Annotated in this window: 18 protein-coding genes and 1 pseudogene; 11 read left to right on the forward strand and 8 right to left on the reverse strand. The window is 67.9% G+C overall.

Going from position 1 to position 20,168, the window contains the following annotated elements:
• Positions 1–98: 98 nt before the first annotated feature.
• The 8 genes from ACWDTS_RS26650 to ACWDTS_RS26685 all read left to right on the forward strand — a co-directional run bounded on the left by ACWDTS_RS26650 (position 99) and on the right by ACWDTS_RS26685 (position 10,874).
• Positions 99–1,721 (forward strand): AMP-binding protein, encoded by a 1,623-nt coding sequence (locus ACWDTS_RS26650; protein ID WP_450119354.1) that lies wholly within the window; start codon positions 99–101, stop codon positions 1,719–1,721.
• 2 nt (positions 1,722–1,723) lie between these two features.
• A complete protein-coding gene (locus ACWDTS_RS26655) occupies positions 1,724–2,566 on the forward strand; it encodes an amidohydrolase family protein (RefSeq protein WP_450111285.1) in 843 nt (280 codons plus the stop codon).
• A gap of 19 nt (positions 2,567–2,585) precedes the next feature.
• A complete protein-coding gene (locus ACWDTS_RS26660) occupies positions 2,586–3,620 on the forward strand; it encodes an acyl-CoA dehydrogenase family protein (RefSeq protein ID WP_197255706.1) in 1,035 nt (344 codons plus the stop codon).
• A gap of 41 nt (positions 3,621–3,661) precedes the next feature.
• Entirely contained in the window at positions 3,662–4,858 is a 1,197-nt protein-coding gene (locus ACWDTS_RS26665; RefSeq protein WP_197255704.1) for an acyl-CoA dehydrogenase family protein, read from the forward strand.
• Positions 4,859–4,870: 12 nt separating this feature from the next.
• Positions 4,871–6,073, forward strand: coding sequence for an amidohydrolase family protein (locus ACWDTS_RS26670; protein ID WP_197255702.1), 1,203 nt, complete (start codon positions 4,871–4,873; stop codon positions 6,071–6,073).
• A 1-nt stretch (position 6,074) separates the two neighbouring features.
• Positions 6,075–6,983 (forward strand): alpha/beta hydrolase, encoded by a 909-nt coding sequence (locus ACWDTS_RS26675; RefSeq protein ID WP_307846507.1) that lies wholly within the window; start codon positions 6,075–6,077, stop codon positions 6,981–6,983.
• 14 nt (positions 6,984–6,997) lie between these two features.
• Positions 6,998–8,002 (forward strand): aromatic ring-hydroxylating oxygenase subunit alpha, encoded by a 1,005-nt coding sequence (locus ACWDTS_RS26680; protein ID WP_248674391.1) that lies wholly within the window; start codon positions 6,998–7,000, stop codon positions 8,000–8,002.
• Positions 8,003–8,633: 631 nt separating this feature from the next.
• A complete protein-coding gene (locus ACWDTS_RS26685; protein ID WP_197255697.1) occupies positions 8,634–10,874 on the forward strand; it encodes an NADP-dependent isocitrate dehydrogenase in 2,241 nt (746 codons plus the stop codon).
• Between the two features lie 313 nt (positions 10,875–11,187).
• On the opposite strand, the gene ACWDTS_RS26690 is transcribed toward ACWDTS_RS26685, so the two are convergent.
• Together ACWDTS_RS26690 and ACWDTS_RS26695 are read right to left on the reverse strand one after the other, a co-directional pair.
• The gene (locus ACWDTS_RS26690) at positions 11,188–11,373 is read right to left on the reverse strand and encodes a hypothetical protein (RefSeq protein ID WP_231611375.1); all 186 of its coding nucleotides are present in this window, start codon (positions 11,371–11,373) and stop codon (positions 11,188–11,190) included.
• Between the two features lie 19 nt (positions 11,374–11,392).
• Positions 11,393–11,507: pseudogene (locus ACWDTS_RS26695) on the reverse strand (transposase); the annotation flags it as partial.
• A gap of 112 nt (positions 11,508–11,619) precedes the next feature.
• Between ACWDTS_RS26695 and ACWDTS_RS26700 the strand changes: the two are divergent.
• The gene (locus ACWDTS_RS26700) at positions 11,620–12,807 is read left to right on the forward strand and encodes a hypothetical protein (RefSeq protein ID WP_450111268.1); all 1,188 of its coding nucleotides are present in this window, start codon (positions 11,620–11,622) and stop codon (positions 12,805–12,807) included.
• A gap of 143 nt (positions 12,808–12,950) precedes the next feature.
• Positions 12,951–13,757, forward strand: coding sequence for a crotonase/enoyl-CoA hydratase family protein (locus tag ACWDTS_RS26705; protein ID WP_450119355.1), 807 nt, complete (start codon positions 12,951–12,953; stop codon positions 13,755–13,757).
• Positions 13,758–13,775: 18 nt separating this feature from the next.
• Here the strand turns inward: ACWDTS_RS26705 and ACWDTS_RS26710 are convergent, their stop codons facing one another.
• The 6 genes from ACWDTS_RS26710 to ACWDTS_RS26735 form a co-directional block, all read right to left on the reverse strand.
• Entirely contained in the window at positions 13,776–13,979 is a 204-nt protein-coding gene (locus tag ACWDTS_RS26710; RefSeq protein WP_450119356.1) for a zinc-ribbon domain-containing protein, read from the reverse strand.
• 21 nt (positions 13,980–14,000) lie between these two features.
• The gene (locus ACWDTS_RS26715) at positions 14,001–15,350 is read right to left on the reverse strand and encodes a permease prefix domain 1-containing protein (protein ID WP_450119357.1); all 1,350 of its coding nucleotides are present in this window, start codon (positions 15,348–15,350) and stop codon (positions 14,001–14,003) included.
• Positions 15,350–15,712: a PadR family transcriptional regulator gene (locus ACWDTS_RS26720; protein WP_450119358.1), complete on the reverse strand. Its 363-nt coding sequence runs from the start codon at positions 15,710–15,712 to the stop codon at positions 15,350–15,352. Before ACWDTS_RS26720 ends, ACWDTS_RS26715 begins: the two co-directional genes overlap by 1 nt.
• 96 nt (positions 15,713–15,808) lie before the next feature.
• Positions 15,809–17,107, reverse strand: a complete 1,299-nt coding sequence (locus ACWDTS_RS26725) for an amidohydrolase family protein (protein WP_450119359.1) — start codon at positions 17,105–17,107, stop codon at positions 15,809–15,811.
• Positions 17,108–17,147: 40 nt separating this feature from the next.
• On the reverse strand, positions 17,148–17,294 hold the full coding sequence (locus ACWDTS_RS26730) for a DUF1059 domain-containing protein (RefSeq protein WP_197255683.1): 147 nt from the start codon (positions 17,292–17,294) through the stop codon (positions 17,148–17,150).
• Positions 17,291–18,511, reverse strand: coding sequence for a CaiB/BaiF CoA transferase family protein (locus ACWDTS_RS26735; protein WP_450119360.1), 1,221 nt, complete (start codon positions 18,509–18,511; stop codon positions 17,291–17,293). Before ACWDTS_RS26735 ends, ACWDTS_RS26730 begins: the two co-directional genes overlap by 4 nt.
• Positions 18,512–18,674: 163 nt before the next feature.
• Between ACWDTS_RS26735 and ACWDTS_RS26740 the strand changes: the two genes are divergently transcribed.
• Positions 18,675–20,135: an aldehyde dehydrogenase family protein gene (locus ACWDTS_RS26740; RefSeq protein ID WP_450119368.1), complete on the forward strand. Its 1,461-nt coding sequence runs from the start codon at positions 18,675–18,677 to the stop codon at positions 20,133–20,135.
• Positions 20,136–20,168 lie beyond the last annotated feature (33 nt).

Raw genomic sequence — 20,168 nt, forward strand, 5'->3', positions numbered from 1 at the left:
GCAGCAGAGCGATGAAAGCCATGTCCGACGTCCCTGGGTGGTTCGAAGCCTACGGCCGTCGCCCAGTTCGAACCCCCTGAAAGAAAGGTAAGGATGCGTTGACGGAATGGAGTCTGGGCGCGGTGTTCGACGCCGTCGCCGACGCGGTCCCGGACCGCACCATGACGGTGTGTGGCGCGCGCCGCAGCACCTTCGGTGAATCCGCCTCGAGAACACGCCGATTCGCAAATTTCCTCGCCGACCGCGGCTTCGGGGAACACACCCCGCGGCACCGGCTCGACCGGTGGGAATGCGGACAGGACCGCATCGCGCTGATCATGCGCAACGACCTGTACCCGGACCTGATGATCGCGTGCGCGAAGGCGCGGGTGGTGCCGGTGAACGTCAACCACCACTACACGCCCCGCGAGATCCGTGACCTGCTCGCCTACATCGCCCCGCGCGGGATCGTCTACCACCGATCGTTCGGGCCGGTCGTCGACCGGACCGCCCCGCCCGGGGTGGAGCTGCTGATTTCCGTCGACGACGGCACCGACGTGCCCGAACTCGCCGGGGCGGTGCCGTTCGAGGAGGCCGTCGAACTCGGCGATCCGGACGCCGTGATCGCGACCTCACCCGACGACCTGATCATGCTGTGCACCGGCGGCACCACCGGCCGGCCGAAGGGCGTGCTGTGGCGGCAGGGTGACATGTACGTCTCGTCGATGAACGGCGCCGACCACGACTCCGCCGAACCCGTGCAGGCGCTGGCCCGCGCGACCGGGCAGGTGTGGTTCGCCGCGTCGCCGCTGTCGCACGCCGCCGGCACCTGGACCACCTTCGCCGGGCTCCTCGTCGGACAGACCGTCGTGCTGTACGACGACCGGGAGAAGTTCGACGCCCGCATCGCGCTCGAAACGGCCGAGCGGGAGAAGGTCACGCTGATGACCGTCGTCGGCGACGCCTACGCCGGACCGCTCGTTCGTGAGATGCAGCGCCACCCGTACGAACTGTCGTCCCTGTCGGTGATCGGCACCGGGGGAGCGGCGACCAACCCGGTGCACAAACGTGCACTGCTCGAACAACTTCCGCACGCCTTCCTCGTCGAGGGGTACGGCTCGTCGGAAACCGGCGGAATGGGATACGGGCGCAGCACCCGCGGCTCCGAGGTCGACACCTTCGACCCGATGCCCGGCGGCACCGCCGTCTCGCACGACCGCACCCGGCTGCTGAACCCGGGCGACCCCGAGATCGGCTGGGCCGCCCGCACCGGCCGCGTCCCGCTGGGCTACTTCGACGACCGCGCCGCCACCGAAGCGACCTTCCCGATCATCGACGGGCAGCGCCTGGCGATCCCCGGCGACCGCGTCACCGTCGACGCCGACGGCTCCCTGCGGCTGCTCGGCCGGGATTCGCTGGTCGTCAACACCGGCGGCGAAAAGGTGTTCGTCGAGGAGGTCGAGGAAGTGCTGCGCGCGCAACCCGGCGTCGTCGACGCGCTGGTCGTGGGCAGATCCAGTCCTCGCTGGGGTCAGGAGATCGTGGCGCTCGTGCAGTCCGCGGACGGCGAGTCCGTCGAATCCGCGCTGCGGCAGGCGTGCCGCGACTCGCTCGCCGGGTTCAAGGCACCGAAGGCCTTCGTGTTCGTCCCCGAGATCCGGCGGCTGGGGAACGGAAAACCCGACTACCGCTGGGCCGCACAGCAGGTCGCCGAGCCGGCACTCGAGAAGGACGGAGCGTGAGCATGCCGAAGGTCCTCGACTGCCTGGTGAACGTGCACTTCGGCGAGCGCGAACAACCCGCGTGGATGCTCGAGGTGCGGGACAAGTACTTCAAGGGACCGCAATCGATGTATCGGCAGGTGGATCTGGCCGAACTGATCGACGAGATGGACGAACAGGGCGTCGAGAAGGCGATCCTGATGTACTCGATCGTCAAACCGTCACCGACCGCGCTGAAGTTCGTCGAGGAGATGCCGGACCGGTTCGCGCTCGCCGTCAACGGCGTCGACCTGCTGCATCCGGTTTCGTCGCTGCGCGAACTCGCCGCGCTCGTGCACGATCTGCCGGTCGCGTACACGACGGTGGGACCGAGCTTCTGGGGCGACGGCATGTACCCGCCCACCGACGCCGTGTACTACCCGCTGTACTACAAGTGCGCCGAACTGGGCCTGCCGCTGTGCATGAACACCGGCCTACCGGGCCCGCCGATTCCCGGCGAGGTCCAGCACCCGATCCACCTGGACCGGGTCTGCTACCGCTTCCCGGAACTGAAGCTGTGCATGATCCACGGCGCCGACCCCTGGTGGGACGTCGCGATCCGGCTGCTCATCAAGTACGACAATCTGCGGCTGATGACCTCGGCGTGGTCACCCAAGCGGCTGCCGGACAGCCTGCTGCACTACATGCGCACCCGCGGCAAGGGCAAGGTGATCTTCGGATCCGACTGGCCGGTGCTGCCGATGCGCCGCCTCGTCCCCGAGGCGCTGGCGCTGGATCTGCCGGACGACGTCCGCGACAACTACCTCTATCGCAACGCACAGGAATTCTTCTTCGGCGGCCGATCCGCCGGCGGCACGGCCGAATGACGGGACAGGGGCACACGGGATGGACCGCTACGAACTACGCAGGCAGGACTACAGCCTGTCCGCGGACCAGACGGAACTACAGGCCGCATACGCGAAGTTCTTCCGGGCGCGCAGTCCCCTCGAGGTCGTGCGCGCCGCCGAACCCGGTGGATTCGACAAGAACCTGTGGGAACAACTGTGCGCGACCGGCGCGACCTCCATGGCGTTGCCCGAGGACGTCGGCGGCGACGGCGCGACGCTGGTCGACCTGACGCTCGTCGCGGAGGAACTCGGCCGCACCCTCGCCCCGGTGCCGTGGATCGACCACGTGTGCGGCTCCCGGCTGCTCGCCCGGCTCGATGCGTGCGACACCACCGACATCGTCACCGGACGCGAGATCGTCGCGCTGGACCCACGATTCGACGCTCCGCCCGGCAGGCGTCTCGTCCCGTCGGGATCGGTCGCCGACCGCATCGTCGTCCGCGACGGCGACGACGTCGTGCGCCTCGAATTCGACACCCGCCCCGCGAAGGTCGACAACATCGGCAAGCTGCCGGCGGCGTGGATCGACCCGGCCGCAGCGGATCGTCGCACCGTGCTCGCGAGCGGACCCGAGGCGGTCGCGCAGTACGATCGGGCGCTCGAGGAATGGCGGCTCCTGACCTCCGCCGCGCTCGTCGGACTGGTCGAGGAAACACTCACCATCGCAGCGGAATTCGCCAAGAACCGCTACACCATGGGGGTGCCGATCTCGACCCTGCAGGGCATCTCGCATCCGCTCGCGAACATCGCGATCGTCGTGCACGGGGCCCGCAATCTGACACGGCGGGCCGCGTGGTTCCTCGACAACGAGCCCGACGCGGCGCCGGTGCTCGCGTCGGCGGCGTTCGTGTACCTGGCCGACGAGGCACCGCGCGCGGCGACGATGGCCGTGCACGTGCAGGGCGGACTCGGGGTCGCCGCCGAATCGGCGGCCTCGGCGTATCTGGTCCGCGCCCGCGGCTGGGCACTGGCCGGCGGTGATCCCGCCGACGCCGCGGTCCGGGTCGCCGAGAGCTTCGCCGCGCGGGCCTAGCCGAGTCGACAAGAGCAGGCCGACAAACAGCAGGGGGAACCATGGATTTCTCACTCGTGGAACTGTCCGACGAGGACGCCGCGTTCCAGCGGCGGGCACGCGCCTTCCTCGACACGCACGTCACCGACGAGGTGCGCCGCCGCGACCGGGAGACCGGCGACAACTTCGACGAGGGCGTGCACCTGGCGATGGGCGCCGACGGCTGGCTCGCCGCGGAACGCGCACCCGAATCGGAAGGCGGCCTGAACCGGCTGCGGCGCAGACTGTGGGACCTCGAGAAACGCCGCGCCCAGGTGCCGTGGGTGACCGCGGGCACCACCGCCATCGTGACCACCTCGGTCGAGAAATACGGATCGCCCGAGGTGCGCGCCGAGGTGCTGCCGAAGATCGACAGCGGCGAGGTCCGGCTGTGCCTGGGCTACACCGAACCCGACGGCGGCTCCGACGTCGCGACCTGCAAGACCCGAGCGGTCCGGGACGGCGACGACTGGATCATCAACGGCTCCAAGATGTTCACCACCGGCGCCCACAACTGCCAGTACGTCTTCCTCATCACCAACACCGATCCCGACGCCCCCAAGCACAAGAGCCTGACGATGTTCCTCGTCCCGCTCGACACCCCCGGCATCGAGATCCAGGGGCTGCGCACCGTCGACGGCGACCGCACCAACATCGTCTACTACTCCGACGTGCGCGTGCCCGACAAGTACCGGCTCGGCGAGGTCAACGGCGGCTGGGCCGTGCTGATGGGTCCGCTCGCCGAGGAACACGGCGTCGTCGACGCCGCGAACGACGGTCTGCAGGACGTGTCCATCCTGATCCATCAGGGCACCACCATGGCGACCCGGGTCGACCGCATTGCGCGGATCCTCGGACAGGGGGGCCCGGACGGCCGCCGGCCGCTCGACGACCGGGCGGTCGCGTACCGGCTCGGCCGCAGCATCGCCCGGATGGAAGCGGCACTGTCGGCGCCGCACATGTTCGGGCGCGTCGCGATCGCCCAGACGATGCGCGACATCTCCCCGGACCTGATGGACATCCTCGGTTCCGCATCCGCACTGCCCGTCGACACCGAAGGCGCCGCTGACGACGGCGGCGCCGAGCACCTGTTCCGGTGGGCCCCGTTGTGCGGCATCTACGGCGGCACCCTCGAGGTGTTCCGGAACATGATCGCCCAGCACGTGCTCGGTCTCGGCCGGCCCAACTACTCGCAGCCCGCACGCGCCGAGGCGCACTGAGGAGCGTTCACCATGGCGACGAATCCGCACCCGTTCCCGATCTTCGACTCGGACAACCACATGTACGAGACCCGGGACGCGCTGACCAAGTACCTCCCGGTCCACGCGAAGGACGCCATCCGCTACGTCGACATCGACGGTCGCACCAAGATCGTCGTGCAGAACACCATCAGCGAGTTCATCCCCAACCCGACGTTCTCCGTCGTGGCCGCGCCCGGCGCGCAGGAGGACTACTTCCGCAACGGCAACCCGGACGGCAAGTCGGCGCGGGAGATCATGGGCAAACCCATCAAGTCGATTCCCGCGTTCCGGGACCCCGCGGCGCGGCTCGAAAAGCTGAACGAGCAGGGCCTCGACTACGCGCTGATGTTCCCGACCCTCGCGAGCCTCGTCGAGGAACGCCTCAAGAACGATCCCGAGCTGACCCACGACGTCATCCACGCGCTCAACCGGTGGATGTACGAGCACTGGAGTTTCGACTACGAAGGCCGGATCTTCGCGGTTCCCGTCGTCACCCTGCCCATCGTGGACCGGGCGCTCGAGGAACTGCAGTGGTGCCTCGAGCGCGGCGCGAAGACGGTGCTCGTCCGTCCCGCGCCGGTGCCGGGTTTCCGCGGCAGCCGATCGTTCGGGTTCGAGGAGTTCGACCCGTTCTGGAAAGCCTGTGTGGACGCGGGGATTCCGGTGTCGATGCACGCGTCGGACAGCGGCTATTCGGAGGTCCTCGACATCTGGGAGCCCGCCACCGAATACAAACCGTTCGCCCCCACCGCATTCCGGACCGCCGCGATCGGCTCGCGCGCGATCGAGGACGCGATGACCGCGCTCGTGTGCCACGGCGCGTTGTCGCGGAATCCGGACCTGCGGATCCTCTCCATCGAGAACGGCTCCGACTGGTTGCCCACCTTGTTCCGCAACCTGCGGCACGCCTACGACAAGATGCCGCAGCTGTTCCTCGAGGACCCGATCGAGGCGTTCCGGCGCTGCGTCTACGTCAATCCGTTCTGGGAGGACGACTACCGGGAGGTCGTCGAGATGCTCGGCGCGGACCGCGTCGTCTACGGCTCGGACTGGCCGCACCCGGAAGGGCTGGCCGATCCGCTGAGCCTGCTCGGGCAGCTCGACGGACTGTCGGCCGAGGATGCGCGAAAGGTCATGGGAGGCAACATGCTCGACCTGCTCGGTCTCGATCCCGCGGTCGCGCGGGGCGCCTGAGGTGGCGGCCGGCATCGCGGCCTCGGACCCCACTCCGGGTGGGGTCGGCACGGTCACCGAACGCGTCGTCGACATCGACGGCATCCCCATGTCGGCGTTGTGCGCCGAGGTCGCCGAACCGCGCGCCGTCGTGGTCGCGTTGCACGGCGGCGCAACCACTTCGCGGTACTTCGACCTGCCGGGCAGACCCGAACTGTCCTTGTTGCGCGCCGGCGCCGCGCTCGGTTACACCGTGCTGGCGCCGGACCGGCCCGGCTACGGTGCGTCGGCGCCGTTCGGGGACGAGTTCGACGATCCGGCGCGCCGCGTCGACGCGTGCTACGCGACCGTCGACGCCCTGCTCGGGGCGTCGCCGCGCGGCGCGGGCACATTCCTGCTGGCGCACTCGGCCGGGTGCGACCTCGGTGCCCGCATGGCCGCGGATCCGCGCGGCGCGCGGCTGCTCGGGCTGGAACTGGCCGGGACCGGCACCGTGAAGTACGCCGACGCCGAACAACTGATCACGGCGATGCGCAGCCTCGGCGACCGCGGGACCATCCGGGACCTGCTCTGGTATCCCGAGGACCTGTACCCGGAGGAGGTGCGCGGCGGTCGGTCGCTCTCGTCGCGCACCCCTCGATACGAGGCGACGGTCGCGGTCCGGTGGCCGATGAAGTTCCCGGTGCTGTCCCCGGACATCCGGATTCCGGTGCGGCTCAGCCACGCCGAACACGAACGGGTGTGGCGGACCGACCCGGACACACTCGACGCGATCGCGCGGGGCTTCACGTCGTCGCCGCGGCTGGTGTGGTACCGGCAGGCCGCGAGCGGACACAACATGAGTGTCGGGTTCGCCGCGGGTGCCTATCACCGGAGTGTGCTGGCATTCGTGGAGGAGTGCGCGCTCGCAACCGAACGTCCGTCCGCGTGACATCTGGAGGTGCTGTGAAGGTCCCGTTCACCTGGAAGGTCACCGGGTGGTTCATGGTGGGCTGGTCGGCGGAATTCCCCGTGAGGGAGGTGCGGCCGCTGAAGTACTTCGGCGAGGACCTGGTCGCCTACCGCGACGAGTCCGGTGCGATGCACATCCTCACCGGCCACTGCCGGCACCTGGGGGCGCACATCGGCTACGGCGGCACGGTGGTGGGGGACTGCGTCGAATGTCCGTTCCACGGCTGGCGCTGGGGACCCGACGGCACCAACCGCGCCATCCCGGGCGAGAATCGCACGCGGCCCACGGTGCGGCTGCGGGTGTATCCGGTGGTCGAACACGACGGCTGCGTGTTCATGTGGCACCACCCGGACGGCGCCGCCCCGACCTGGGAGATGCCGGGGATCCTGGGGTTGTTCCCCGAGGTCGGGTCGGGTGAGTCGTCGGACTACTACCGCCCGTATCCGGAGTTCTCCCGCAAGACCGAACGCGAACCGGTGCATCCGCAGGTGGTGCTCGAGAACGGTCCCGACAGCCTGCACTTCCAGTACGTGCACGGCGCGACCGTCACCCCGCAGATGCTGGACTACAGCGCCTCGGACCACGCGTGGAAGTTCCTCACCGGCTGGTCCGACGCGCGCAGCGACGACCCGGAGAAGATGGCGCTGAAGATCCACGCGCACATGTTCGGGCTCGGCGGGTCGATCAGCGCGTTCGAGGGCTCGTCGAGGCATCGGCTGATCTTCGCGACCACACCGGTCGACGACGAAAGCTCGGATCTGTTCTATTCGATCTGGTGGCCCCGCAACCCCGGCGACGACGACGTGCCGCCGGCCGACGTCCGTGAACGCGTCGAACGCCAGTTCCTCGTCACCGTGTGGGAGGACCTGAGCATCTGGCGGCACCAGAAATATGTCGAACATCCGCCGCTGTCCCCGAAGGACGCGAAACCGTATCTCTCGCTGCGTAAGTGGGCGCAGCAGTTCTACGGTGTCCCACCGGTCGACGCCACCGCCTGACCTCCTGATCACGATCGCAGCGGGTGGTTCGGCAGCAGCACGCCGATGCCGAGCCGCAGTGTCGACGAGCGCGCCACCCAGCGGTGGGCCACCGGCCATCGAGGCTGCCATGACGACAGCAGCGTACCCGGAACAGCTGCCCTGTTCCCGCGGGAGAATGACGGCGCCGAGCAGGGCCACCGCGACGGTCACGACGCCGCTGATACCGATGCCCTGCAGGGCGCGGCCGGCGAACAGCACGGTCAGGGTCGGAGCGCAGGCCGAGACGAGGGAGCCGCCGATCAGCGTCAGCAGCGCCGGCTGAACGAGGCTCTTCGTCTGGCACGAGTAGTCGACTACGCGATTCGCCTTCGCGTCGGACCCCCGAGGGGCAAGTGCTCACAGCATGCCCTGTCAGATGCTCCGTCCGCGGTCGGACTGGGGAAGGTCGCGAAGATCGAACGGGGGTGCCATGAGTCCTGGTGGTCCACGCGAAGTCGGCGTGACGCCGACCGTAGCCGGTAGCGGAGTTCGCGCTACCGGCGGGTAAATATGGTTCTTGTGTTCTCGCACGTAGCCTGATACCCGAAGCAATACCGCACCCGGAGCACTTCGAAAAGCGGACCGAACTGACGTGGGAGACGAGACAAAAATGAGCGCCGATAAGCAGTCGACCATCATCTACACGTTGACCGACGAGGCACCGTTGCTCGCGACCTACGCCTTCCTGCCGATCGTGCGTACCTTCGCTGGTGCCGCGGGCATCGAAGTCGAGTCCAGCGACATCTCGGTGCCGGCGCGGATCCTGGCCGAGTTCCCCGACCACCTCACGGAAGAGCAGCGCGTACCGGACACCCTTGCCGAGCTGGGTCGTCTGACGCAACTGCCCGACACCAACATCATCAAACTGCCCAACATCAGCGCGTCGGTGCCGCAGCTCCTGGCCGCCATCAAGGAACTGCAGGACAAGGGCTACCAGGTCCCGGATTTCCCGCACGCCCCGAAGACGGAAGAGGAGCGTGCCATCCGGGAGCGCTACGGCAAGATCCTCGGTAGCGCGGTCAACCCGGTCCTGCGTGAGGGCAACTCCGATCGGCGCGCACCCCGGGCGGTGAAGGAGTACGCCCGTAAGCACCCGCACAGCATGGGCGAGTGGTCGATGGCCTCACGCAGCCACGTCGCGCACATGCGGCACGGCGACTTCTACCATGGCGAGAAGTCGATGACGCTGGACCGGCCGCGCAAGGTCCGGATGGAGCTGGTGACCGAGGGTGGCGAGACGATCGTCCTCAAGCCCGAGGTGGACCTGGGTGAGGGCGACATCATGGACAGCATGTTCATGAGCAAGAAGGCGTTGCTCGACTTCTACGAGGAGCAGATGGAGGATGCCCGCAAGACGGGCGTGATGTTCTCCCTCCACGTCAAGGCGACGATGATGAAGGTCTCGCACCCCATCGTCTTCGGCCACGCGGTGAAGACCTTCTACAAGGACGCCTTCGCCAAGCATCAGAAGCTGTTCGACGAACTGGGCGTCAACGTCAACAACGGTCTCGGCGACCTGTACGACAAGATCGAGACGCTGCCCAGTACGCAGCGGGACGAAATCAAGCAGGACCTGCACAAATGCCATGAGCACCGTCCCGAGTTGGCCATGGTCGATTCCGCCCGCGGCATCTCGAACTTCCATTCACCCAGCGATGTCATCGTGGATGCCTCGATGCCCGCTATGATCCGCTCGGGCGGCAAGATGTACGGCGCCGACGGAAGACCCAAGGACGTGAAAGCGGTAATGCCGGAGTCCACTTTCGCGCGCATCTACCAGGAGATCATCAACTTCTGTAAGACCAACGGCGCGTTCGACCCGACGACCATGGGCACCGTCCCCAACGTCGGGCTCATGGCGCAGAAGGCCGAGGAGTACGGCTCGCATGACAAGACCTTCGAAGTTCCGGAGGAGGGCGAGGCCAACTTCGTCGATGTCGACACCGGTGAGGTGCTGCTGACCCAGCACGTCGAGGCGGGTGACATCTGGCGCATGTGCACCGTCAAGGACGCGCCGGTCCGCGACTGGGTCAAGCTCGCGGTCACCCGGGCACGCAACTCCGGTATGCCGGTCCTGTTCTGGCTCGACCCGTACCGCCCGCACGAGAACGAGTTGATCAAGAAGGTCGAGCTGTACCTGCAGGATCATGACACCGAGGGCCTCGACATCCAGATCATGTCGCAGGTGCGCTCGATGCGATACACGCTGGAGCGGCTGATCCGCGGGCTGGACACCATCGCCGCGACCGGCAACATCCTGCGCGACTACCTCACCGACCTGTTCCCGATCCTCGAACTGGGTACGAGCGCCAAGATGCTGTCGATCGTGCCGCTGATGGCGGGCGGCGGCCTGTACGAGACGGGCGCAGGCGGGTCGGCGCCCAAGCACGTCAAGCAGTTGGTGGAGGAGAACCACCTGCGCTGGGATTCGCTCGGTGAGTTCCTGGCGTTGGCCGTAAGCCTGGAGGACCTCGGGCTCAAGGCTGGCAACGAGCGCGCCAAGATCCTGGCAAAGACGCTCGATGCAGCGACCGGCAAGCTGCTGGAGACGAACAAGAGCCCGTCGCGCAAGACCGGCGAGCTCGACAACCGGGGCAGCCAGTTCTACCTCGCGATGTACTGGGCGCAGGAGCTTGCCGCGCAGACCGAGGACCAGGAACTCGCGGAACAATTCGCCCCGCTGGCCGAGGCGCTGGCCAGGGACGAGGACACGATCGTACGGGAGCTGATCGAGGTGCAGGGCGCGCCGGTTGACATCGGCGGCTACTACAAGCCGGACAGTGTCAAGACCGCGGCCGTGATGCGGCCGAGTAAGACCTTGAACACCGCGCTTGCGGCCGTCAACCGCTGATATGTAGAGAAGTCTGTCGAGAAGGCAGAGTGAGGCGCCTCCGGGGAGCGACCCTGGAGGCGCCTCTGCGCTTCGTCGAGGGAGTCCTGTGGTGAGCGTGTCGACAAGCGACGCGCGGTCAGACGGGGGTCCCTCCCGCTTGCGGGGTGAATATACGCGGGTTGGCTGCCGCAGGACGGTTTTCCGGCTGGATCACATCCGCGTGCCCAGAGACGAGAGTCGGTCCGAACAGGCCTGCTCATAGCGGTGTCGCGGGTCGATCCACGCGCTGTCACCACCGGACTCGCCGGCGAAGCAGATCAGGGGGTGAGCATCAGCAGTCCATCACCGCCAACGACCAGCACCAGCCCGCGAACTCCCGGGCGATCGCCACGTTCGCGATCACGGGTCGTTTGCGGCGTTCGAGAAAACCCACCCACCGCTGATGCAGCCGGCGATTCCCTTCGTCGCCGCGGGCGCGAGCCGCGGCCGGGGCCTGATCCCAGCGGGACCGCATCACTGCCCGACGTGATACCGCGGCCGGTGATGCCAGGCAGCCTCCACCAACAGCCGACGGGCATGGGTGTTGCCGGTCTTGGTGATCGACCCTTGATTCCGCGAGATCCCGGACGAGTACTCCGAGGGCACCAAGCCGACGAACGCCTTTGCGTCGATCACGGCGGGAAAGTGCTGACAGCGCGCTCTGTTCAGATCCTCCCCTCGGAGCTCAGACTGGGAAGGTCGCAAAGATCGGATTGGGGGTGTCATGAGTCCTGGTGGTCCCCGCGAAGTCGGCGCGGCACCGACCGTGGCCGACATCGACGCGATCGCCGGGCAGGCCGAGCCGATCATCCGCAACCTGCGGATCACCCACGCCTACCATCTGCTGTCGCGCTCGCTCGCTTCACGGACCGGTGGTCACGCGAATTGGTGCACGTTCGCCGTGTGGGCGTCCAAGCAGGTGGGGCGGACGATTCGGCAGGAAGACCTGACGCATGCCCTGGAACGATCGCTTGCCGCGTCACCCGAGGTGGACGCCGGGATCGATCTGGTGGTTCGGGGTCTGCGGCGGGCGTTCCCGGGACACCCGGTGGTCGAACAGGCGGTGCGCACGGTGATCGTGCGGGCGGCACGCCTGGACGAAGTCAGCGCTGCCACGGCGCGGGGCAATCTGAAGGTGTTCGCGGAGATCGCCCGCGAGTTCGCCCGCTTCCTGGCCGAGTTCGCGCAGGACACGGTGCTCGACGAGCAGCGGATCGCGGACTTCTGCGCCACGCTGCGGCCGGGGGAACCACCCGACGGGCAGGACTACCTGCGCCGGGCATTCACGCGGTATCACCGGGCGATCTTCAGCACCGACGAGAAGCAGCGCGCCGAGCTGCTGCTCCTGGCCAACCTCGAGATCGGCCTGCACGAACAAACCCGGCTGCAACCGGAGATCACCGCGGCGTTGGAGGCGCCCATCCTGGATCCGCGGGACCTGGAACGCCGGCTGCTGGATCTGTTGTTGCCGGACAACCCGATTCTGAAGTGGCCCCGCCTGGCCCTGCTGACCGTCCTCGGCCGGCGCACACCGGTACGCCTGGCAGCGGAGCAGTTGACCGAGCATGTCCGCCGCTTGGTGCGCCGCGCCGTCACCGAGCACCTGATGGTCCTGTCTCTGCCGGACGGCGGGGTGCTCGACCTGTCCGAGGACCTGCCGGCGACGTTCCCGCCCCTGCTGGCGGAACTGGTCGACCCCGAACTTCGGGCCTTCCTCGCCCGAGTGGACCCGAGCCCCGACAGTGTGCGGGACACCGCCGTTCGCGACTGGTCCGACCTTCCGGACCGGATGCACTACATCACGGACCTGTTCCGTTGTTACGCCCAGCGCGCCGACCTGCTCGATCCACCGTTCACCGCGGATCAGGTCGCGGACTTCACCGCGGGGCGCCTGCCGTCCGGTCGCCTCTGACGGCCGTCGCGGGGTGACCGGCCTCGTGCGTTGTGCCGGTTGTGTCGATCCCCGGCGGGACGCCGTCTTGTACAGTCGCTGCACGATCTCGGGCGCCGTTCCTCGAACGCCCGAACGGCGCCGGCGCAGGAGGTTCGGTTCGGATGAGTGAGCACAGGGTTCGTATCGACGTCGACGAACTCGGGGTCGCGACAGTGACCCTGGATCGAGCCGAGAAGCACAACGCCCTGGATTCGGCGATGTTCGATGCGCTGGTCGACGCCACCGCGCGACTTGCCGTCGACCGCAGGGTCCGCGCCGTGGTGTTGCACGGTGCCGGCAAGAGCTTCTGTTCGGGCCTCGACATCACCGGTCTCGCGGATCGGAAAGGCATGGGGCCGCGGGATCTGCTGGCGCGTGAGGACGGTCAGGTCGCCGGCCACGGACAGCGTGCGGCCTACGGCTGGTCCCGTGTTCCGGCCCCGGTGATTGCCGCGATCACCGGCAATTGCTTCGGCGGTGGACTGCAGATCGCGCTCGGCGCCGACATCCGATTCGCGACCCCGGACGCACGGCTGTCGATCATGGAGGTCAAGTGGGGCCTCGTTCCCGACATGGGCATCACGCAGAGCCTGCCGCGACTCGTCGGCCTCGACGTCGCCAAGGAACTGACCTTCACCGGGCGGATCATCACGGGTGCCGAGGCGAAAGCGATCGGCCTCGTCACCCACGTCGTCGACGACCCATTCGCCGCGGCATCGGAGCTGGCGCGCGAGATCGCCGGGAAGTCCCCGCATGCGGTCCAGGCCGCCAAACGTCTCTACGAGGAGACCTGGACCGGATCGGATCCGGCGTCCGCGCTGATGCTCGAAAGCACCCTGCAGGTCGAGCTGATGGGGTCGCCCAATCAGATCGAGGCGGTCACCGCGGGGACAGCCGGGCGGGCACCCGCCTTCGTGGACCCGGACTGACCTCGGTCGGATCGCGGTTCAGATTGCGACCGCGGCCCCGCAGATGCCGCACTGCTCCAGGTGCCGGCGCTTCCAGCGCGCAACGGGAACGAAGAACAGGGTGAACTGCTGGCATTCCCGGATCCGTGCCCACTGCGTGGTGTTGTTGCAGCGCGGGCAGGTTCGGATCTGTCCTGGGCCGAGGTTCTGCCGCTTGGTGCCGAATCCGAACAGAAGGAACATCGCCCGAGCATAGAGCGACGCTCACACGAACCGGAACAGCGGCGGAATCGCGACCGCCGCGAGCACCGCCCACCCGCAGTAGACGGGGAGATACCGGGTCTGCCACCTTTCGACCGCGGCGAAACCGGTCCGCCCCCGGAGAAACGCGACACCGAGCCGAGCGGCCCACACCAGATTCACCATCAGGACGAGGTTCAGGCCGAGCGCGGTGACCTTGTTCGCGGTGAAACCGAACTCGGCGATGCGCGTAGCCATCGCGGTGAGCATCAGCAGGTCGACGGCGAGCGCCGCCGCGATCAGCACGACCTGCAGCAGATCGAACACGTTCGGTGCGGCATGTGGGTCCCGGGCCGAGATCGAGTACAGCAGCAGCCCGATCACGAGCACGAGGATCAGATCCATGAGGATCAGCAGGTCGCGATCGACGGTGACGACACTGCGGGACGCGATCACCGCGACGAACAGCGCGGCCAGCATGACGATCGTGATCGGTGTGAACACCCGGGTGAGGACGGGCGCGATGTTCTCGACGACCTCCTGTTTCGCCTCCACGAGCCAGGCTGCGACGACGATCGCGCCCGCCGGGCCGAACGGAAGGATCCATTGTTCGAAGAACGGTTCCACGTCGATCCCGAGGGCGCCGAAGGCTCCCGCGGTCAACCCCATCAGGACGCCGCCACCGAGGGCGAGCAACGCCAGATACACCGCCCATTCCCCGGTGAAGCGCACGAAGTCCATGCGCCGGCGGTGCGATCGCCAGTCGCCTCCGACGTAGGCTGTCCCGACCACGAACCACAGGGCGACGGGGGCGTGGATCGCTGCGATGATCTCGGTGACACCCCCAGGCTCGAAGGGGAACACGTTGAGCACGACCGCAGCAGCGCCGAACGGGAGGGCCAGTGCCGCGGTCTTTCGCGGGCCCATGTCGCGCTTCCACGCGAAGTACAGGGTGAGGAACGGCAGGACGAGCAGTGCGGCGTTGCGTACGAGTGCCGAGTCCGTCAGCCACTCGACTCCGGCCCGGACCGCGAGTCCGGCGCCGAGTGCGCACGCGAGCACGACCGCGAGCTCCCTGGGGCGGCGCAGAGCGCCGGATTCGTGACCGGCGTCCCTGGTGAGGACGAGTTGCTTCCACAGCCGGTCGTAATGCTCCTGGGCGAACTCCCGGGAGATCTCGTCGAGACTACCCATCCGGCCGACCGCGACCAGAAACGCCTCGTCGGCGGTCAGTCCGACCGAGACGAGGTCCGAGATCTGTTCCCTCAGATGATCTTCCATCTCGTCGATGTCCGAGGGTGAGATCACCCGATGGCCCGAGACGTAACTGCGCCAGCCGGCTATGCGGGATTCGAGATGTGCGTCGAGGGTCATCACGACCACCCCGGCGCGGCCGCAGGAGGCAACTGGGCCGACTGCCACACCTGCTGCAGCGCGTCGGCGACGACGGTCCACTGCGCCGCTCGTTCGGCGAGCACGCCGCGGCCGGCGTCGGTGATGGCGTAGTGCTTGCGGCGTCGCCCGTTGTCGGCGACGCGCCAGGTGGCGGACACGTGTCCCGCCCGCTCGAGGCGGTGCAGGAGCGGATACAGCATTCCGTCGGTCCACTGCATCTGCCCTTGAGACAATTCGTTGACGCGTTTGATGATCGCGTACCCGTACGACTCGCCTTCGGCGAGGATGCCGAGCACGAGCGGGGTGGCCGAGGCGGCCACCAGATCTTTCTCGATGAACATGTCGCCCTCATACCTAGCGCTGCTATGGATAACGGTGACCCTAGCAGATCTAGGTATGAGGAACGAGCGCCCGCAAGCGCGGGGGCGCGGCGCCGGTCAGGACGCGGTGTGCGCGGTGGCCGCCTTGATCTGTGCCTGGAACGCCGACAGCTTCTCCTCGGCGGGGGTGTGCTTGTGGCTGCGCGGCTGGATGCTCACGTCGTGTCCGGCGGAGGCGGCGCGCAGCGCGCCGACCGTGGCCCGGTCGCGGGGGATGTGCGTGAACGGATCGAACGAGTACCAGCGCATCGCGTTCAGGTGCGTCATCTTGTCGATCTCGTCGTCGGGCACGTTCTCGCGCACGAGCACCGACGAGAGGACCTCGGGGGCGTCGGGCCACATCGAGTCGCTGTGCGGGTAGTCGCACTCCCACGCGATGTTGTCGATGCCGATGTCGTGGCGCAGCCGCACCCCGGTGGGGTCGCTGATGAAGCAGGTGAGGAAGTGCTCGCGGAACACCTCGCTGGGCAGTTTGCCGCCGAAGTCCTGCAGGGTCCACGTGGAGTGCATCTCGTAGGTCCGGTCCAGGCGTTCGAGGAAGTAGGGGATCCACCCGGTGCCGCCCTCGGACAGCGCGATCTTCAGGTCCGGGTGGTCCTTGACCGGCCGGGACCACAGCAGATCGGCCGCGGCCTGCACGATGTTCATCGGCTGCAGCGTGATCATCACGTCCGGCGGGGAATCGACGGCCGGGATCGACAGCCGTCCCGACGACCCGATGTGCACGCTGAGCACGGTGTCGGTGTCGACGAGCGCCTTCCACAGCGGATTCCAGAACGGGTCGTGAAAGCTCGGGTAGCCCAGCGCGGCCGGGTTCTCCGTGAACGTGAGTGAATGAACGCCCTTCTCGGCGCAGCGCCGCACCTCGGCGGCGCACAGTTCGGCGTCCCAGATCACCGGCAGCGCCATCGGGATGAACCGGCCCGGGTAGGCGCCGCACCATTCGTCGATGTGCCAGTCGTTGTAGGCGCGCACCAGCGCGAGCGAGAAGTCCGGGTCCTCGGTGGCGAACAACCGGCCGGCGAATCCGGGGAAGGACGGGAAGTTCATCGACGCGAGGATGCCGCCGGCGTTCATGTCCTTGATGCGTTCGTGCACGTCGTAGCAGCCGGGCCGGATCTCGTCGAGGCCGTCCGGTTCGAGCCCGTATTCCTCCTTGGGGCGGCCGGCGACCGCGTTGAGCGCGACGTTGGGCACCACGGTGTCCCGGAACTTCCACATGTCGGCGCCGTCCGGGGTGTGGACGAGTTTCGGGGCGTCGGCGGCGTACTTCTTCGGCAGGTGGTTGTCGAACATGTCGGGTGGCTCGATGATGTGATCGTCCACGCTGATCAGGATCATGTCGTTCTTGTTCACGTCGACGCTCCTCAGCGGAAGATATTGGGGGACAGGTGGTTCAGTAGGCCATGAAGAGAATCTGCTCGCGGTCGTAGTCGTGCCCGGGATGCTGCTCGGCCAGATGCCTGCGTGCGTTCTCGACGAGTTCGTCCTCGTCGGCGCCGGTGAGGTACTCCCCGCAAGGGCAGGTGAGATGTCGTTTCACAGCACGGCTCCGGCTTCCTTGGCGGCGATGATGGCGTCCCAGTCGAAACCGAGTTCGAGCAGGATATCCTCGGTGTGTTCGCCGTATTCGGGGGCGCGGCGCGGTGGCGGCGGAGTCTCGTCGAACTGGACGGGTGCGGCGGCGGTGCGGTATTCGCGGCCCGCGGCGTCCGTGACGGTCATGAGATAGCCGTTCGCGACGACCTGCGGATCCGAGAGCACCTCCTTCGGGCTCGCGAGGGTCGCCCACACGCCCGGTTCGTCGGCGAGGATCTTCTGCCAGTCGGCGAGGTCGCGTTCGGCGAAGGTGTGGCGCAGTTCCGCGGTCGCGGTTTCCTTGTTGGCGACCAGATTCGCCAGCGGCACGAACCGTTCGTCGGTGGCCATGTCGGGTCGGCCGATGCGTTCGCAGAAGCCCTTCCAGTACCGGTCGGCCTGCAGGAACACCAGCTGGATCCACCGGCCGTCGCGGGTGCGGTAGCGGTTGACGGCGGGATTCGGTGCCGTGCCCGCATTGCCCACCGGGATCCGGTCGATGCCGTAGTAGTCCGCCGCGGCGATGTCCGGCGCCATCGCCCAAACACTTTGGGACAGAAGGGAACTGTCCACGATGGGTGCGTGGCCGGTGGTGGCCCGGTGGAACAGGGCGGCGGCGATCCCGCCGGCGAGGGTGATGCCGCCCTGCAGGTCGCCGAACGCGGGGGTCTGCGTCACCGGGTATTCGGCATCCGGTGGGGTCAGGGCGTAGGCGACGGCGCCGCGGGCGAGGTAGCTGGCGGCGTCGAAGCCGCCGCGGTCGCGTTCGGGTCCGCGGCTGCCCTGGCCGCTGCCGCGCGCGACGATGACGTTCGGGTTGAACTCGCGGATGCGTTCGACGGACAGGTCGGCGCGCTCGAGTGCGGCGGGCAGCCAGTTGGTGAGGAACACGTCGGCACGTTCGATCAGGCGCCGCAGGATGTCCCGGCCCCGTTCGGATTTGATGTCCACGCCGATGCTGCGTTTGCCGTGGTTCCCGAGTTCCATCATGAAGTTCGCGTCGACCCGCGACTGCGTCGGGTCGAGACCGCCGATGTTCAGGTAGCGGCACGGATCGCCGCCGCGCGTGTCCTCGATCTTGACGACCTCCGCCCCCCAATCGCTCAGCGCCGCACCGGCGCTGGGGACGTATGTCCACGATGCCAACTCGACGATGCGAATGCCCTGGAGCAGACCCGACATCGGTTCCCCTTCCGATTCCCGACGGTGTGTTGAGGAACTATACGGTAACGTTTACAGTTAATCATCCAGGATGGCGAACGGGGGGTACGTGAGCGAAATCGGGACGCGGATCGCACCACAGCCGAAGCGGCATTCTCGGGTGGCCGAACGCGCCGAACGCCGGATGCTCGTCGACGGCGCCCTGGTCGATGCCGTCTCCGGCGCCGTCTACGACAACCTCGACCCCGCCACAGGCCGGGTGCTCGGCACCACCGCGGCGGCCGGACCCGAGGACATGCATCGCGCGATCGCCGCTGCGCGCCGAGCCTTCGACGAAACCGACTGGTCCACCAATCGGTCCCTGCGCGCTCGGTGCCTCGACCAGCTCCAGGCCGGACTCGAAGCCGAACACGACGACCTGCGCGACGAACTCGTCGCCGAGGCCGGTTGCCCGGTGCTGACCACCGGCACCGCGCAGCTGGACTGGCCGCTGGCCGAGGCGCTGCGCTACCCGGCCCGCCTGATCGACGACTACCCCTGGGAACGCGTCCTCGACGGCGGCGGTCTGTTCGGTTCCCGCAACGTGCGGACCGTGGTGCAGGAACCGGTCGGGGTGGTCGCGGCCATCACCCCGTCCAACTTTCCGATAGAGGTGATCCTCAACAAACTCGGTCCGGCGCTCGCCGCCGGCAACACCGTGGTCCTCAAACCGGATCCGCACACCCCGTGGAACGCGACCCGGATCGGGCGGATCATCGCCGAGCGCACCGACATTCCCGCCGGGGTCGTCAACGTCGTCACCACCGACTCGACCGAGGTCGCCGCGCTGCCGGTCGCCGACCCGCGGGTCGACCTGATCTCCTTCACCGGTTCCACGGCCGTCGGTCGCACCATCGTGCGCGACGGCGCCGCCACCATGAAACGCACTTTCCTGGAACTGGGCGGCAAGTCCGCGCTGATCGTCCTCGACGACGCCGATCCGGCGGCGGCGCTGCACAGCGCGGTGGGCGTGTGTGTGCACGCCGGTCAGGCGTGCGCGGCGACCGGTCGGATGCTCGTGCACCGCTCGTTGTTCGACGACCTGGTCGAGAACGTGGCCGCGATGTTCGCGTCGGTGCCGGTGGGTGATCCGGCACTGCCCGACACGCTGGTCGGTCCCGTCGTCAGCGCCGCCCAGCGTGCCCGCGTGCTCGACGCGTGCAATCGCGCGGTCGGAGACGGGGCGCGGATCGTCACCGGCGGGGGAGCGGTGTGCGACCTGCCGCCGCACCTGGCAGGCGGCTTCTTCGTCGAACCGACCGTGTTCGTGTGTGAGGACCAGAGCCTGGCGATCACCCGCGAGGAGATCTTCGGCCCGGTGCTGGTCATGATCCCGTTCGCCGACGACGACGAGGCGATTCGTCTGGCCAACGACAGCGACTACGGCCTGGCCGGGGCGGTGCTGTCCGGGTCCACCGAGCGCGGCATGGCCGTCGCGCGGCGCATCCGGACCGGCGCGATCGGAGTCAACGGCGGCATGTTCTACGGCGCCGACGCCCCGTTCGGCGGCTTCAAGAACAGCGGCGTCGGACGCCAGTGCGGGCTCGAAGGATTCCAGCAGTACCTCGAAACGAAGACGATCGGCTGCCGCATGCCGCGTCAGTGAACAGCAGAAGCGAACGCCTCCCTGCCGACCCCG

This window comes from Rhodococcus sp. NPDC003383 (assembly GCF_053589115.1).

What these genes read in the sequence shown, in the direction of transcription:
- ACWDTS_RS26655 (WP_450111285.1), top strand. Translation starts at nt 1,724, where the DNA reads ATGCCGAAGGTCCTCGACTGCCTGGTGAACGTGCACTTCGGCGAGCGC.
- ACWDTS_RS26660 (WP_197255706.1), top strand. Translation starts at nt 2,586, where the DNA reads ATGGACCGCTACGAACTACGCAGGCAGGACTACAGCCTGTCCGCGGAC.
- ACWDTS_RS26665 (WP_197255704.1), top strand. Translation starts at nt 3,662, where the DNA reads ATGGATTTCTCACTCGTGGAACTGTCCGACGAGGACGCCGCGTTCCAG.
- ACWDTS_RS26670 (WP_197255702.1), top strand. Translation starts at nt 4,871, where the DNA reads ATGGCGACGAATCCGCACCCGTTCCCGATCTTCGACTCGGACAACCAC.
- ACWDTS_RS26685 (WP_197255697.1), top strand. Translation starts at nt 8,634, where the DNA reads ATGAGCGCCGATAAGCAGTCGACCATCATCTACACGTTGACCGACGAG.
- ACWDTS_RS26700 (WP_450111268.1), top strand. Translation starts at nt 11,620, where the DNA reads ATGAGTCCTGGTGGTCCCCGCGAAGTCGGCGCGGCACCGACCGTGGCC.
- ACWDTS_RS26705 (WP_450119355.1), top strand. Translation starts at nt 12,951, where the DNA reads ATGAGTGAGCACAGGGTTCGTATCGACGTCGACGAACTCGGGGTCGCG.
- ACWDTS_RS26710 (WP_450119356.1), bottom strand. Translation starts at nt 13,979, where the DNA reads ATGTTCCTTCTGTTCGGATTCGGCACCAAGCGGCAGAACCTCGGCCCA.
- ACWDTS_RS26715 (WP_450119357.1), bottom strand. Translation starts at nt 15,350, where the DNA reads ATGACCCTCGACGCACATCTCGAATCCCGCATAGCCGGCTGGCGCAGT.
- ACWDTS_RS26720 (WP_450119358.1), bottom strand. Translation starts at nt 15,712, where the DNA reads ATGTTCATCGAGAAAGATCTGGTGGCCGCCTCGGCCACCCCGCTCGTG.
- ACWDTS_RS26735 (WP_450119360.1), bottom strand. Translation starts at nt 18,511, where the DNA reads ATGTCGGGTCTGCTCCAGGGCATTCGCATCGTCGAGTTGGCATCGTGG.
- ACWDTS_RS26740 (WP_450119368.1), top strand. Translation starts at nt 18,675, where the DNA reads ATGCTCGTCGACGGCGCCCTGGTCGATGCCGTCTCCGGCGCCGTCTAC.